Genomic DNA, 15,284 nt, shown 5'->3' with positions numbered 1-15,284 from the left:
CTGCAACTGCATGAACGCCCTTAAAGGCGAGATGTGGTTCCAGCTGACTAACCAACCGATCTTAGCCGTTGGCGGCTTCTGGCAGCACAACAAAAAGGGCGCCGCCTTCACGATGGTAATGTGCGACACTAACGAACCAGTCGCGCCCGCTCACCCCAAGGCAATGATCAACTTCCCTTACCCGGACGATCACGAGCGCTGGTTGCGTTGGGCGGGCGGGTTGGCGTCCACACGACCGATCCACTCTACAGGACCGACGCGAATAGAAGCTGGTCGTGCTGTGCACTGAGTACGTTGCGTGCTTCCTGGGCAGCGCCAACGGCTTGCTGGTATGAACGGGCGCCGATCCATCTTGGACAACGATTGGCGCCAGTCTCTCTGTATTGTGACAGCCGCTAAAGGGCGACATTCCCGCTGCGGATGCTCATGATGTGGGCGCTCACCTCCCTCAGCCGGTCGCGCGCCTCCAATAATTCGGCAGAATGGCCGCCGCGCTCTTCTAGTAATGCGATGCGGATACGGAGCGCGACGCGCTCGTCATCCAGCGCACCGGCATCGTTGTTCAACATCTTGCGTGTCATGCACAGTCCCCCGATCAGAGGACCGATATCACAGGATTTTAGCGGCCGAGATTGATCTGGATCGAGATGACTCGCTTCTTCATCCGGCAGCGTGCGCAGGCACGCGACATGTCTCAACGATTCGATGTACCACAGCGGAAGGCAATGGATGCGCGAAGTCGATGCCATAACTGCTTTCCCGCCGCCACGCGATCCAACCGTCAAAGCCCGCGAAACCTTGGAAGATCAACGTCACGAACGAACCCACCGTAACGTTATGATCTGCCTCGACCCTGCATCCCAGAACGCTCACATCCACAAGCTTTACTTCACCCGGCGGCAGGCGTTCGCCTCGGATTTCGGCCACGACCCGGGCAGGAAATCGTTCGGCCCTGCGTTCGTCGAGCGCAGACGAGCCCCTTGGGTCGTTGGTTTGCGGCTGTACTCCCATCGGAGCTCGATAGCTGGCGAGAGTGCCGATTTCGTTAATAGCTACTGTTTACTAGGCAGATCGTGCCGGCTGCATCATGAAGGACGGCCCGCGCCGAATAACGGGTAAAAGTGTCACGCGAGCCGCCCTTTGCCGACTCGCTGCTGGCAGGCCAGCGAGAACGGCGAGCTCTTTGTTACCACATCCTTAACCGAACGACATCCGAGTAAACTTAAAACGCCGACGCCATCCTCGCCTAGTGTTCCATATCCGTCCCATTTTGCCATTGGAAGAGTATCGGGATGCGGCAAACGTACGAGACCGCGTGACTTTTCTGCGGCTGCCCATTTGATACAGAGGATTTGACAAACAACAGCTGAAGGCGGCTCGTTCATGCCTGCGACGCCCTATACGAGCCGCCCCTACTGAGCAGTTGCGCGATCGGAGTCGCGTGCACGGCTGAACTTACAGTTGAGCATGCATAACCAAGATCAATGGCCTTGCGAGCTGACGTGATAAACCCCGATCAGCATTCCGTCATGTCTCGCCCTGGGAGCGGGTGCATGGTACAATTTATGATGGAACCTGTGTGAAGAAACGCGCCCTCTGGATTGCTATCCCGCTCGGGATCCTGCTCTGGTGCCTCATTATATGGGCGGCAATAGCTCTTTAAAGGTCGATCCCGCACCGCTCGCGCCATCCGTACGCTCATACGCTGCTAACAACTCGGCATCCGTCATCTCGCGGATGACCAATTCATCGGTGAGCCATTCGATCATAATGGCGCCAGTGTGCTTGGCTGGAACGATCCGCACGGGCATCGCCCCGTCCCATGATCCAAAGCAAAAGCCGCCAGCCTTCCGGCCAGCGGCTTTCCTAACGTGCTGTAAAGCGTAGCTTATGCGTAGCTGACAGTTGTCTTGACCGCACGGCGGCGGCGCATTGCAAAGCCGACCGCGCCCATGCCGAGGATCATCATGGCCCAAGTCGCTGGCTCGGGAACCGCTGCTGGGGAGAAGTTCAGCGTACCAGAATACGACGCATTGATATTGCTGGCGCCGCTGCCGCCCAGACGAAGAGCGTATTGGCCAGCCGCAACGGACAGGTTGCGGATCGAGTAAAATTCGTCCGTCCCTGGTGCAAGCGGAACATTGGTGAAGCCGCCTGCGCCCGGAGCGTTGATCCGGACCAGGTTGAAATCGATGTCTTGCGGGCTACCATCGGCGCCTGTGAAAGCGGTCGTCAGCGTGAAGCTGAGAAGTCCAGCGCCGAGGTCAAAAAGATAACGATCCACGAAAGGCGTATTGGTGACGTTCGCATTGCCGAACGTACCAGAAATGCCATCGAAGTTGATGACGCACGACGATCCGCTGCCGCACGAGTCAACTGTCGTAGCTGCCGACGCGCTCTGCGCTACAGCCAGCGTGGCGATCGCCACGCCCATCATCGCAAGCTTCCTCATAGTGTTATCCCTTATATATTGCCGCTGACCGATATTCTAAACAAAGCATTAACAAGATTCGTTTCTATGTCCAGTGGGTTTGTCCAGCAAAATATCGCATCGATATGGGACGATCTGTTAAGGGGCTTAGTAGCCAAACCGCGCCTTGAGCCTGAGGAATGATGCGTATTGGTCTGAATTCCGACCGATGGCGAGGCGTGGTTGCGCAGCCTTCCAGCCTTTGCCCGTAAATCTGAATCGCTTTACCGGGTAGCAGACGCCGCTGGGCCCTGCTTGGATGAAGCGATGCCTTCTTCCATGTCGGGTACGGCATAAGCACGGCGTAGACCTGCTGACGTGTCGTTGTCCGAGCAGTCGAAGATCTCGCTTTTGTTCCGGTTTCCGCTGACTGATAGAGTGGTCGTGCCGATACGTCCCGAACACCGCTGGCTTTATCCAATTGATTGGGTCAGTTGTCCGACGTTATCCGGTTCGAGCGCGCGGATCAGGCTGCGCGCGCTGTGCGCGGCCCCATCTGCACCGCGTTTCGCATCTTGGAGACGGGCGCTGGTGGGACGCGCAAGCGCAATACTGGCGATCTGAATGTGGCAGGCGGATCGCGTTGCGCGAGCCGTTCGCTTTCGGCAGCGTGCGCACAACTTATGTGGTGCTCGCCTGCGCCCATCTCGATCACGATCCAAGCAATAACGCGTTCGCTAACCTAGCCGCGCTGTGCCAGCGCTGCCACATGCTGCACGAAGCGGCGGAGCATCGCTGGCAGCGCTGGTGGAACGCTTCCCGCCGGCGCGCTATCCGCGATTTGTTCGAGGATCCCCGAGCCACCCGCGAACGCCTTGCTCGCGCAGCGACGATGCGGTTTCGCTAAGCTCTTGCGGACAACCGAGCGGGTCAGCGCAGGCAGTCGTGCCGTTGTTCGACGACATCGCCGTCTGCCGAACGGGTCAGCACCGACATGGCACGACATTGCCTGCCGTCTTCTTCCTGAAGCATTCCGGCAACGACGAACCCATGGCGGGCAGGCGATGCCTCGCGCCACTCCTGCATGCCGCCTGTAGCAAGCGCAGTCTGCACGGCGAGCGCTTGCGAGATCATTTTGGACGATGGCTGCAAGCTTGCGTCTGCGCTGAGCGGAAGTTCGGAAGATTCGCGTACGGCGGCCGGAACCGCTGCGGCCAAACGTCGGCTGCTCGTCATCGTGGCTGCAGTCGCGGTGCGCTCATCTCCGTAGCCTGGTCCAGATGCGGGACGTGCGATAGGTATATGACGGGCCTTCCGCGGCACAGGGATCGTGATCGAATAGGCCGACCTCGCGCCTACCCGCTCGGCGACAAGGCTGGTTGCCGCCAAAGTGCACATGCACACCACCACGCCGCTAAGTGCGGCGCGACCGGAAAAGAGCAGTGCCTGCGAGCGCATCGGGCGCAGCTCGGATTGGGCATGATCTGCATAGCATCGATGCCACTGGACTAGCGTGAACGGACCGGCGTGGAGGCTCCATCCTCGATCGACAATGAACGAGGCCCCATCACGTATCTGACGATTGTTCATGACCGCACTTCCGCTGACCTGAGGGGCCGACCACTCAGGTGGCTGTAACCGAAGCTATTCGACCAAAGACGACGGGGCAAGTGAGGTCTGGATGGTTCATGATCCGCATCGAGCGGCGAATTCGCAGACCGCTCACCGTTAACGACCAGCGTTGACTTACATAATGTAAACCATTTGCAGCGAACATGCCCGGTGAATCGCTGGGGTAGTAAAATGTCTTTCGTTGCCAAGCTCTATGATGACGATCGACTGGCCGAACGCTATCCGGTTATGCTCGACGGTACATTGCGCAGTCCGCAGGCAGCGCCGCAGGACGTCATAATTGATGACCTATCCGCCGGCGGCTTCCGTACTGGCGTTGCAATGGGCCTTGTCGTCGGTGACGTTATCACTCTCGGGATCTTTGGCGTCGGTCTACGCCCCGCACGCGTGATGCGTGAAAGCGATGGCAGTTACGGTTGCCAGTTTCTCACGCCGCTCAGTGCCGAGGAACTCGCGGCAGCTCTGGCAGGCCTGACCCCGCCGGAGCCAGTCTTGCTTCATCAGCAGGCCGCAGCCAATCCCATCGAGGGGCTGGACGGACGAGAAGCCGAACGGTTGTTATCGCCACGTCTGCGCATTCTTTCCATAGCGACGGCGGCGATCGTTCCTTGGGGTATCGCGGGGCTGCTTTGGAAAATCCTGTGATCGAGTATCTGTCGCTCGCTGCCGCTTGTGGGTGCGACGTCCGAGGGAGCCACTGCCCGCAAAATCGTTGCTCGTTTAGGTCTCAGTTAACCGCGCATCAACAGCTGTAGGTACATAATAACCTCTTGGCGTTAGTGTCGGCGCTCCTTTTTCAAACGGTTGGTTTTAGGTTGTTGGAAGTAGGCCGCCCACGCCCTTTGGCGACGGCGGTTCTCTGCTCCCGCCATTCGGATGGAGGCCACCAGGATTCCGACCAGAACGATTAGCACAATGATTAAAGGATCCATCAGGTGGGGCTAAGCACCTCGAACTGAATGGACGCTGTCTCACGCCGCAATCCGCATTTTCGACGTGGCAATTGCTTTTCTGCGCGAACGGCGCGCTTTGTGGCAGGATCGTCAGGAGTAGCGTGAAGATCGCACCGGCACGCTTGTCGATCCGCAGGCCGCATTCCGCAGGAGAGCAGAACGAGAGGCAAGCTGCACCGCTGATGAGCTTAGAAGACAGAAAAGGCTAGGACGACAAGTCCCCATAGAGCCATCGACGCGAGAAGCGCCAGGAGGAGCCCGCGACCGCCGGCAGGCTGCCATTGCGTATGGAGAGGTATGCGGTCGCCGTATTCGTTCGTAATCATATATCTTGCCATTCGGCCTCGCCTGTCTTGGTCGATCCCAAGAAGGGATAATGCGGCAAATCGGCAGGTTCAATCTTTGTTTACCATTTCATTCGCACCCACCACGATGCCATGGTATGGCCATGCAGATGGCGCGACTCACCGGCTGCGCCGCGGTAAAATAGATCGGTCGCGCTCAAGCATCGTGCTGTTACCAGGCCTGCCGTTCGTGAACTGCCGCCTTAAGACTTTGGGTCGATACCGCCATAAATGTCAGTAACCGAAGGCAGGCCCATCTTCGACCCGGTCACATTCGTCTTGATCCAGGCGCGAACACGCGTTGACATAAAGGCTGCCAGCGCGGTTGTGGCTGCCAAAATGAGAGGCAGCCCCCAAAGGCAAAATACTACAATGATCGCAATTCGCATTACGCTGCCCTGAAATTTCTGCGAGTCGAGTCTTAGTACTCTTCCTAGTGACCGGAAGCGATTGGCTCTGGCGGCATGAGTGTGCCATTATTGGAGAGCTTTTAGGAGCTCGCCGCATAGCCCGTAGACCTAAAGCAACATGACCGCTTTGCGAACCGACGGGGGTAAGGAGCTTCCATTATGACGGCTGTCGCGACTGGTGCGCTTGTGGGGTGGGAGCGTAATCCGGCCGCGTATGGGATCATTTGAGATTGCAGATTCTCACTGCACGCGACGATGAAGGCTTCTCGAACGTTTTTGGAAGTTCAAGTCGCGCTGAACGATCGCCAGCTCCGCTCGCTTGCCCGCGACTTACGCCCGGCGGCGGATGAGCGCGGGTTGCAATTGCGGCCGCACGTCGCTGGTGGCAGCTGCGCAAGCGGTTGTGATATTAGCAAGCAGGAGGACTAACTTCTGCGACGAGTGTTGCGGCGCCCTTGAAGCTCTCGGGAGCAAGCGGGCACCGCAACGTGTTCTTTTGAACCGAGGTAGGTTAACTTCTGGTGACTTTTAATTCCCGCTAAATGCCGACCGGCGTGATTTTCTGTCGACTTTGTAGCGAGTGCGACAATGACTTTTCATCGCATGTCGGTCGCACGCGAGACTTGCTTGTTAGGAGCGTCTCCGTGGTGTTCTCCCAGGCCGGCTGTTCAAGCGATCAGCTTAGCACCAACCCTCAACGTTTCGTGCCACGCGAAGAGTATGTAATTTACCTATAAAGTATTGATTGGCCCCGCTCATCAGAAAAAACGGGAGCGCAGCACGGCAAGTAATACCATAATTTAACGAGTGCGGGTCAATGCAGCGGCCATGGCACAGCTTCACATTGGCACGTGGTTTACCAAAATTCGAAGGCGCTGTAGATCGCATGCCGCTCTACCGCTACTCCTCGTAACGTTAAGCGCGTGCGGCGGTGGGGGCGGCGAACCCGCCCCTCAGGCGGCGGCGCCCGTTCAAGTTGTGCCTGCCGCTGTACCCACTCCCACCCCCACTCCTACACCGGTGCCTGCTCAAGATATATTGGTGGCTGAAGGAGACGCGATCTCTGTACTTGAAGACGGAACCTTCGCTTCGCTTTATGCCGCTGCACATCCTAATGTGCGTATCGTCGGGCTGGCAACGAAAGGCTCTTCAATAGAGTCGATGGTAGCTCGTTCGGGCGAGGTCCTTAAAATAAAGCCTAAGGTGATCAGCATATCGATAGTCTCGGAAGACTTGACCTCTTACGATAGTGCAACATCTTGGGTCGAAGTTGTGCTTAAGTATTCCGATACGCTCCGGGCTAACGGCATAAAGGTGATCGTTGCAACCATATTGCCGCAGTATAGCTCCAACAACGATGATTATACGTCCTTTTTTAATTCTAGAAGAGTCGAAGCAAATCGGTTGATTAGGGATCAAGTTGGCAAGCGCATCGACGCAGTTGCAGACTTTGCAGCAGAATCAGAAATGGGAAAAAATCTCGCTGCCAAAAATCTAAGCCTGTACTTAGCAGGGAAATATCCCACGTTGAAAACGGCAGAAACATTAGGGGGGCACGGCAGGTTGGCGGCCGTATATGCGCCAGTGGTCGACGCATTGCTCAAGGGCCTTGCGCCTCCGCCTCTTGTAGAACCGGCATTTGAACCGATACTGCCAACGCCAACGCCAACGCCAACGCCAACGCCAACGCCAACGCCAACGCCAACGCCAACTCCTACGCCAACGCCAACGCCAACTCCTGTTCCAGATCCGAGTCCCGTAGCTACTCCGGCACCCGAGCCCACTCCCGCTCCGGATCCGGAACCTGCTCCTGCTCCGGCTCCGGCACCTGAGCCTACTCCAGCACCTGAACCAGGGCCTGCTCCTGCACCTGAGCCAGCCCCGCAACCCGGGCCGGCGCCTGCTCCAGGTCCTGCACCAGAGCCCGAGCCTGTACCCGCGCCTGTGCCTACACCTGAACCGACACCAACGGCGTCGCCTACTCCCGAGCCGTCAGTTGCGCAGCCCATGACAGTCACTCCGATCGCAAGTAATTTCACTACGGCACCGTTGATTGTGCCGGGGTACGGCACGCCCAAGAGCATGGCACCCGACGTGGTTGGTGCGTTCCGCTTCATCTGTTCGCCGGCGCAGCTGAACTATGACGATCCGATCCTCTATCCAGGCCAGAAGGGGGCGTCGCCGCATCTCCACCAATGGTATGGGAACACAGGCGGCAACTATGCGTCGACCTACGCCAGCCTGCGCACGAGCGGCGACAGCACCTGTTCGGATATGCTCAACCGATCGGCATATTGGATCCCGGCGTTGATGAATGCGGCGGGCAAGGTGATCGTGCCCGATTACATGTCGATCTATTACAAGCGCCGCCCGGACAGCGACCCAGAGTGCCTCCGCATGGCAGCCAAGGGCTGCGTTGGCCTGCCGACTGGCCTGCGCGTTGTCTCAGGTTATGACATGAAGCGGATGGGGCAGGCTCAGCCGGAGAACATGACGTTCCACTTCCGGTGCATCTCGCCTGGCAAGCCATCGGATCACCGCGGTACGTTCGCCGAGGCTGTCACCGACTGTGGTGGTGCGGGCCAGATCATGGCCGCGATCAACTTCGGCTCGTGCTGGAACGGCCAACTCGACAGCGCCGATCACCGCTCTCATGTCGCACATACAAGCTACGGCGATTGGGGCTATGAAAAATGCCCGACGACCCATCCGTACGTGCTCCCCGAGTTGACGCAGGGAATCGTCTACACGATCGAGAAGAGCGACGGCGAGGCTTGGTTCTCCTCTGACCGCATGAGCGGCATGAACATGGCCGGGGGCTCGACCTTCCACGCCGACTACATGGAGGGCTGGGATCCGCCAACGCGTGCCATCTGGGAGCGCGAGTGCATCGGTAAGATGCGCGACTGTTCGGATGGCGTGCTCGGCGATGGCACCATGCTCAAGCGCGGACTACTGCCAGTGCTGGCGTCGCCGCGACTGATAGATGCGCTAGCTCGATAAGGCATTCAACCTGCCGGGGTACTTTCAAGCGCCTAGATCAGTACGTCGAGAGCCGTCGCAGTCAGGCCGCTCTTCGATGAGCGCGGCAAGGTGCTGCGCCATGCGGAACGCTTTCAGCCCGGTCAGGCCAGTATCTAGCGCTGCTTTGTCGATCATATACATGCGTGATGCGCCCGATTAGTGGCGTCCGCAACGTGCCCAGCGCCGTCCGAACAAATCAGAGCACAGCAGAAAGCCGCCAGCTTTTCGACCGGCGGCTCTCTTTTGCTTCGCTGAAGGGAAGTGCTTACGCGGCGGCGATCGCGCGCACCTTGTTGGTGAAGTTCACCTCGGAGGCCTTCACTCGACGACGCATGGCGAAGCCAATAAGGCCGAAGCCGAAGATCATCATCGCCCAGGTAGCGGGCTCGGGAACGGCCGCGACGTCTTCCAGCACGATATTGTCGAACTGCACGCCGCTGCCCGTCACAGGGGTCCAGCTCAACGATCTGAGCGGCGCAAGGTCGAAGTTGAAGGTCGTGGCCAAATACTTGCCGTCGGTGCTGAAGTTGCGAACCGCCGTGCCAACCGTCCCATCCAAGAAGGCGAAGGCGAAATTCACATTGGTCGAAAACGGCTGATATGCACCGTTGTCGAAATATTCCGAAAAGTCGATAGACTTAAACAGGAATGCCGACCCATTGTCGCGCGTCAGCGTCACCGTCGGCGATACAAACTGCGTGAACAGCGACGCGCCGGTCGTGTCCATGCTCTTAAACGGCTGCACCGCTGCAAAGCACCCATCCTTAGCCGTACCCTGGCAGCTAGATGCATTTATGGTAAAACCGTCTTCCTTGTAAGCGCCCTTTACGTAGGTGTAGCTGGTCGTGTCCTTGTTGCGCAACGTATCGAAATCGAGGGTTGTTGCGGCGGTGGCAGCGGACCCGATGGAGGACAACAGGCTGGCTACTACCACCAGCTTGGTACGCGAAAAGAATGCCATTGTGAAAATACCCTTTGCCTTCGGAGCTTTCGAACCAAAGCGAGCGATTAACAAATCTTAAAGACAGGTTAATGACATCTTAATGACTTCCGCTGCGCGCATCGGGCATGTGTCCCGATAAAGGACTCACTGACGTGCCGCAGTTGCGAATCGAGGGGCCTGCGGATTTAAAGCACCACACCAAGCTGCACGCTAACCGCCAGCCCAAGAAGCGTGCAAAGTGAGCCGACGAGAGGGCGGCGACCGAAACACTAACCGCTGGTAGTCCGAGCCGCTAAAGGCGGCTGATGGACCCGTAATCATCATGCTGATCGTTCTGATCGCAGTCCTGATGGTATCTATCCCGATAGCGGGGCGGAGAAACGGCGTCGTCAAAGGACGTGGGCGGCCTATTCAACTGCCTGAGCCCAGTGTACCAAGAAAGGTGGAGGCACCAATGACGAGTGCTGCCGGTGCTCGCGTCGCCTCGACCGGTAAGCGCGCAAGCACGATGAAACGGCCCCTGTCGTTCGCCATCCCGATCGGCATCGTGCTGTGTGCCTCATCATTTGTGCATTAGTCGTTCTTTAAGGTCGAGCTTGCGGCGGAGGCGCACTGGCAGAGCCTGCGATAGCCGCACCCGTCGCGACTTGGGCGGGGTTCGTCTACATCGCCTTCGTCATCGACACCTACGCCCGCAAGGATCGTCGGCTGGCGTGCTAGAAGGAAAGCACATGCCAGCTTCGTCCTGGATGCGCTCGAGCAGGCGCTTCATGACCGCCGGCCGGTCCACTGTGGCGGCTTGGTTCACCACAGCGACCGCGGGTCACAATACGTGTCTATTAAGTGCACCGAGCGGCTCGCCGAGGCGGGGATCGAACCGTCGGTCGGCAGCGTCGACGACAGCTACGACAACGCTTTGGCCGAGACGATCAACGGTCTCTACAAAGCTGAGGTGATCCACAGGCGTGGGCCAAAGCGCAGCTTCGAAGCTGTCGAATATGCCACGCTCGAATGGGTTGACTGGTTCAACCACCGTCGGCTGCTCGAGCCCATCGGCAGCATCCCGCCTGCCGAAGCGAAGATCAATATTATTGCTGCCGCAGATAACATCGATATGGCGGCGTGACTCACAACCCAAGGCCTCCGGCAGACCCGGGGCAGTTCAGACCGATGGTATGCCGCCACTAGATTGGCATCAGTCAGCTCCTGAATGAACGCCTCGTCGGTAAGCGGCTCGATCATGCGGGCAAGGTGCGCTTGACCGTGCTGATGCGCAACCCGCGCACATCTAGCTCAGCGGATCAACACCGAGCAAGAAGCCGCCAGCCTTTCGACTAGCGGCTCTGTTCTGCCTCGCTGAGTGAAAGCGATTACACAGCGGCGATCGCGCGAACCTTGTTGGTGAAGCTTACCTCGGAGACCTTCATGCGACGGCGCATCGCAAAGCCGACTACACCCATGCCGAGGATCATCATCGCCCAGGTTGCGGGTTCGGGGACGGCACCCGCTGCGGGCGTAAGCACGACGCGATCGGCAAACGTGCCGCTGGTCGCTGGATTCGCCTTGGCGTAAAGGAGATTAGCGACGGCACCCGTATAAGGATTAAACGTCAGGCTAAAGTCATCAGTCGCGCCCCCCACGCCGGTGCTGCGGCCAAGACCTGCACCGACGATGCCGTAAAGCTGGTAGAGATCCTTATCGTTGTATGAGAACGGCGAAGTGTTCTTGAACAGAGCCGCATTTGCGGCAGTGAAGGTGGTCGAGCCAAGCGTGAGATTGACCGATTGCAGCGTCGCCGTCTGCGAATACACCGAGACCGTCGCCGGGTCGTCGTGGAGAACGGAAAAGCTGCCGCTGAGGACAAGCTCTGAACCTTTGTAGGCCTGCAGGTTATAGGAGTCGAGAATCTTGGCAGCCTGTGCGGCATTGCCCGAACAGGCGAGCAGCAGGGAACCTATTGCAACGAAAGACTTGTTCATAAAACACCTACCGGTTAACGTACAGATAACCATTACGGCCTGATTGTGAAGCTTCGGTGGCACCGAAATCGAATTTGGCGGCAGCTAAGTGCAATCCTCCATCGGCCGGGCATAACGTCTCGGGACGGCAGTCGCGCGAGCGAGGGTTCAATCGGTGTCGCGCAGCGCGTTCCGTGTCCGCACGTTCAGCGCGGCCTCACTTTTATCTTCATCGACTTAGAGTAATTAAGCACTGCTAACTTAGTCCGTTCGAGCCGCAGCGCGATCATTGGCAGGCCGACGCCCTCACTCGCCAAGGCGCTAAGCAGGGCCACGTCCTCATCGCTCCAAGCTTTGCGGGTGCGGCTCATCGCAGGCTCTGCCAGTCCGCCTCCGCATCATCGACCGCCTGGAACACGTAGCTGTCCGCCTGCTGCTTGCGCAGGTGCGCGCGCACGGCTTCCGGGTCGCCCTCCTTCGGGAACGTACGATCAGCGCGGGCTGCGTTTGCCAGATCGTTCACCCAATCGCCGCGGTCGCGCTGCGCCAGCAGCCATTTGCCGTAGGTCTCACGCTTGGCGAGATAACTCGCCGGGTTGCTGGTTTCTGTCATGGTGCCCCTCGATTGTCGGCGTTAGTGTCGCGTGGCCTACCCAAGCGCTGTGTCGACCGGTGCTGGCCGAGCACTCGGCACACCCGTCGCTCCGATACTTCCAACACCTCTTTCAACTGGTAGATCCAGCGTCGGCGCCGCGCGGGCTCAGAATTCGCCCCGTGCCGCCTCCTGCAAGATCAGCTTGTCCAGCGTCAGGTCGGAGATCGCGCGGCGTAGCCGCAGGTTCTCCTTCTTCAAATCCTTCATCCGCCGAGCCTGATCCGACTTTAGGCCGCCATATTCCTTGCGCTAGCGATCGTAAGTCTGCTCGCTGACGGCGATCCGCCGGCACGCCTCGGCGGTCGTGCCGCCCTGACCGAGCATGATCTCAACCTCACGCAGCTTCCCGATGATCTCCTCGGCTTGTGTTTCTTGGCAGGCATTCGGCGTTCCTTCCTCGATCCAGATGGTCATAGTCGATGGACCACTCAGAAGGGAGCAGCTCACCGTTTCTAGGTGCCAAAGCAACATCGGACTGCTGCCGACCCAAGGCCTCCCCCAACTGACCAAGGGTCGGGAAATTGGCGCTTCCTATCGAAGCACTTTGGTAAAAACTTCTACGAAAATCGACCTTCGCTATACCTACTTTGCCGCTTGGGCGACCCTTGCAAAGGCAGCTCGAAGGTGGCGGCTGTCAAAACCCGCTCGGGCGCTGGTGGTTGGCTACCAGTTTCGAATCAGGCTAACATCGAGACGCAACGGCGGTCAGTGACCATCGGCTTCGGGTTCAGCTTAGGAATTCGCCCAATCTATCCGAAAATGGGGGCATGTCACGGCAAGCCATACCACAAGTTAACGAGTGCAGGCCCATGCAGCTGCCATGGCACAGCTTCAAAACTGCACTTGGCTCACAAAAATGCATCGGCGCTTGGGATCGCATGTGGCTCGGCCGCTGCTCCTTATCACGTTAAGCGCGTGCGGCGGGGGAGGAGGCGGGGCCACCCCTCAGGGGGGAGAGCCCGTTCTCACTGTGCCCGCCGGCGTCACACCCACCCCAGCGCCTGTGCCTACACCTGAACCGACACCAACGGCGTCGCCTACTCCCGAGCCGTCAGTCGCGCAGCCCATGACAGTCACTCCGATCGCAAGTAATTTCACTACGGCACCGTTGATTGTGCCGGGGTACGGCATTCCCAAGAGCATGGCACCCGATGTGGTTGGTGCGTTCCGCTTCATCTGTTCGCCGGGGCAGCTGAACTATGACGATCCGATCCTCTATCCAGGCCAGAAGGGGGCGTCGCCGCATCTCCACCAATGGTATGGGAACACAGGCGGCAACTATGCGTCGACCTACGCCAGCCTGCGCACGAGCGGCGACAGCACCTGTTCGGATATGCTCAACCGATCGGCATATTGGATCCCGGCGTTGATGAATGCGGCGGGCAAGGTGATCGTGCCCGATTACATGTCGATCTATTACAAGCGCCGCCCGGACAGCGACCCGGAGTGCCTCCGCATGGCAGCCAAGGGCTGCGTTGGCCTGCCGACTGGCCTGCGCGTTGTCTCAGGTTATGACATGAAGCGGATGGGGCAGGCTCAGCCGGAGAACATGACGTTCCACTTCCGGTGCATCTCGCCTGGCAAGCCATCGGATCACCGCGGTACGTTCGCCGAGGCTGTCACCGACTGTGGTGGTGCGGGCCAGATCATGGCCGCGATCAACTTCGGCTCGTGCTGGAACGGCCAACTCGACAGCGCCGATCACCGCTCTCATGTCGCACATACAAGCTACGGCGATTGGGGCTATGAAAAATGCCCGACGACCCATCCGTACGTGCTCCCCGAGTTGACGCAGGGAATCGTCTACACGATCGAGAAGAGCGACGGCGAGGCTTGGTTCTCCTCTGACCGCATGAGCGGCATGAACATGGCCGGGGGCTCGACCTTCCACGCCGACTACATGGAGGGCTGGGATCCGCCAACGCGTGCCATCTGGGAGCGCGAGTGCATCGGTAAGATGCGCGACTGTTCGGATGGCGTGCTCGGCGATGGCACCATGCTCAAGCGCGGACTACTGCCAGTGCTGGCGTCGCCGCGACTGATAGATGCGCTAGCTCGATAATTGTCTGCTGCAGCAGAGTGAGCAGAGGCTCTATTAACGAAAAATGAAGGTATGCGGTAGGCAAGGTGCCGGGTGAGCGGCAACAGCTCCATTTGCTGCAAATCTGGCTTAAACAAAGGACGCACACAATATCGCCCGTGCTCGAGAAGATCCGGCTGTACCCACCCGCCCCGCCAAGGAGTGCAGGTAGCGACTGGCGGGACCCTTCAAGCCGTGAATTGCGCCGTCATATCCCGGGCATGATGATCGTTCCGGGCAAGACCTCGTATTTAATCAAGCACGACGTGTTGATAAGTTCACTTTCAGCACGACCTGAGGCACTGCCTCCTCGCGTTCAATCGAATGTGCGCAATACCAAGCATCGAACGCCAAGCGTCACGTTCTGGCCATTGCCAAAAGGGACGACCATGGTGGATGCGCCAGCAACAAAGCAGCCAACGAACGCCTGTGTGCGCTGAACATAGGGGAGCAAAAAGCCAGCCGTTGGTAGCCTGCCCTTCACGAAACAACCCAGGCTGCTTTCTCTGGCAAGCCATGCCGCGGTTAGGCATTTTGTAATCGTGAATGGCGCCCATTGGCGGGTCGCGTTTACTGAGCATAAAGTGATAAGATAGCCGTAGGTGCCTGTTTGAAGAACAAATATGGCGTAACGGAGACCCTATGAAAAAGTGTTTGATGCTACTAGGCGCGCTGGCAAGCCTTTCCGCGTGTGACCGACCTTTGTCCTCAAACGCTGAGCGTTCGGATGTGGCCCGATACCAGGTCGTTCAGGTGGGTAGTCGAACCGTGCTTTTAGACACTGTAAAAGGTCAGACATGGGAGTTATCGACTGATGTGAACGGGCGTTCACAAGGCTGGTCAAGTATAAAGAGCCTCAACTGATGGCTGTCCGT

General features: G+C 58.5%; 14 protein-coding genes and 2 pseudogenes. 5 read left to right on the top strand and 11 right to left on the bottom strand.

Features of this window, described 5'->3' with window-relative positions:
• Window positions 1-395: 395 nt before the first annotated feature.
• From NV382_RS13025 to NV382_RS13010, 5 genes are all read right to left on the bottom strand, one after another.
• Window positions 396-749: a hypothetical protein gene (locus tag NV382_RS13025; RefSeq protein WP_260597164.1), complete on the bottom strand. Its 354-nt coding sequence runs from the start codon at window positions 747-749 to the stop codon at window positions 396-398.
• Complete coding sequence (locus tag NV382_RS19725) at window positions 661-1,011, bottom strand: PilZ domain-containing protein (RefSeq protein ID WP_418066697.1); 351 nt, start codon at window positions 1,009-1,011, stop codon at window positions 661-663. The genes NV382_RS13025 and NV382_RS19725 overlap by 89 nt, the downstream gene beginning before the upstream one ends.
• A gap of 113 nt (window positions 1,012-1,124) precedes the next feature.
• Window positions 1,125-1,385: a hypothetical protein gene (locus NV382_RS13020; protein ID WP_260597163.1), complete on the bottom strand. Its 261-nt coding sequence runs from the start codon at window positions 1,383-1,385 to the stop codon at window positions 1,125-1,127.
• A 252-nt stretch (window positions 1,386-1,637) separates the two neighbouring features.
• Window positions 1,638-1,811 carry a hypothetical protein gene (locus NV382_RS13015; protein WP_260597162.1) on the bottom strand — a complete coding sequence of 58 codons (174 nt, stop codon included), beginning with the start codon at window positions 1,809-1,811 and terminating at the stop codon, window positions 1,638-1,640.
• A gap of 77 nt (window positions 1,812-1,888) precedes the next feature.
• Complete coding sequence (locus tag NV382_RS13010; RefSeq protein ID WP_260597161.1) at window positions 1,889-2,452, bottom strand: FxDxF family PEP-CTERM protein; 564 nt, start codon at window positions 2,450-2,452, stop codon at window positions 1,889-1,891.
• Window positions 2,453-3,053: 601 nt separating this feature from the next.
• On the opposite strand from NV382_RS13010, the gene NV382_RS13005 reads away from it, so the two are divergent.
• Entirely contained in the window at window positions 3,054-3,317 is a 264-nt protein-coding gene (locus NV382_RS13005) for a hypothetical protein (RefSeq protein ID WP_260597160.1), read from the top strand.
• A 23-nt stretch (window positions 3,318-3,340) separates the two neighbouring features.
• Here the strand turns inward: NV382_RS13005 and NV382_RS13000 are convergent, their stop codons facing one another.
• Complete coding sequence (locus NV382_RS13000) at window positions 3,341-3,646, bottom strand: hypothetical protein (protein ID WP_260597159.1); 306 nt, start codon at window positions 3,644-3,646, stop codon at window positions 3,341-3,343.
• Window positions 3,647-4,213: 567 nt separating this feature from the next.
• On the opposite strand from NV382_RS13000, the gene NV382_RS12995 reads away from it, so the two are divergent.
• Window positions 4,214-4,687 (top strand): PilZ domain-containing protein, encoded by a 474-nt coding sequence (locus tag NV382_RS12995; RefSeq protein ID WP_260597158.1) that lies wholly within the window; start codon window positions 4,214-4,216, stop codon window positions 4,685-4,687.
• Between the two features lie 3,069 nt (window positions 4,688-7,756).
• Window positions 7,757-8,752: a DUF1996 domain-containing protein gene (locus NV382_RS12990; RefSeq protein WP_260597157.1), complete on the top strand. Its 996-nt coding sequence runs from the start codon at window positions 7,757-7,759 to the stop codon at window positions 8,750-8,752.
• 24 nt (window positions 8,753-8,776) lie between these two features.
• Here the strand turns inward: NV382_RS12990 and NV382_RS12985 are convergent, their stop codons facing one another.
• Complete coding sequence (locus NV382_RS12985) at window positions 8,777-8,914, bottom strand: hypothetical protein (RefSeq protein WP_260597156.1); 138 nt, start codon at window positions 8,912-8,914, stop codon at window positions 8,777-8,779.
• Between the two features lie 124 nt (window positions 8,915-9,038).
• The gene (locus tag NV382_RS12980; protein WP_260597155.1) at window positions 9,039-9,734 is read right to left on the bottom strand and encodes a PEPxxWA-CTERM sorting domain-containing protein; all 696 of its coding nucleotides are present in this window, start codon (window positions 9,732-9,734) and stop codon (window positions 9,039-9,041) included.
• 621 nt (window positions 9,735-10,355) lie between these two features.
• On the opposite strand from NV382_RS12980, the pseudogene NV382_RS12975 reads away from it, so the two are divergent.
• Window positions 10,356-10,842, top strand: a pseudogene (locus NV382_RS12975) (DDE-type integrase/transposase/recombinase); the annotation flags it as partial.
• Window positions 10,843-11,086: 244 nt separating this feature from the next.
• Here the strand turns inward: NV382_RS12975 and NV382_RS12970 are convergent.
• The 3 genes and pseudogenes from NV382_RS12970 to NV382_RS12960 form a co-directional block, all read right to left on the bottom strand.
• Entirely contained in the window at window positions 11,087-11,695 is a 609-nt protein-coding gene (locus NV382_RS12970) for a PEPxxWA-CTERM sorting domain-containing protein (protein ID WP_260597154.1), read from the bottom strand.
• A gap of 346 nt (window positions 11,696-12,041) precedes the next feature.
• Window positions 12,042-12,287 carry a YozE family protein gene (locus tag NV382_RS12965; protein ID WP_260597153.1) on the bottom strand — a complete coding sequence of 82 codons (246 nt, stop codon included), beginning with the start codon at window positions 12,285-12,287 and terminating at the stop codon, window positions 12,042-12,044.
• Between the two features lie 44 nt (window positions 12,288-12,331).
• Window positions 12,332-12,712 (bottom strand): annotated as a pseudogene (locus tag NV382_RS12960) (transposase); the annotation flags it as partial.
• A 683-nt stretch (window positions 12,713-13,395) separates the two neighbouring features.
• On the opposite strand from NV382_RS12960, the gene NV382_RS12955 reads away from it, so the two are divergent.
• Window positions 13,396-14,391, top strand: a complete 996-nt coding sequence (locus NV382_RS12955) for a DUF1996 domain-containing protein (RefSeq protein WP_260597152.1) — start codon at window positions 13,396-13,398, stop codon at window positions 14,389-14,391.
• Window positions 14,392-15,284: the final 893 nt, after the last annotated feature.

This window comes from Sphingomonas endolithica, assembly GCF_025231525.1.
In the GTDB taxonomy this organism is placed as follows: domain Bacteria; phylum Pseudomonadota; class Alphaproteobacteria; order Sphingomonadales; family Sphingomonadaceae; genus Sphingomonas; species Sphingomonas endolithica.
Note: the sequence above shows the minus strand (reverse complement) of the source record. Positions and strands in the feature narration are given on the sequence as shown.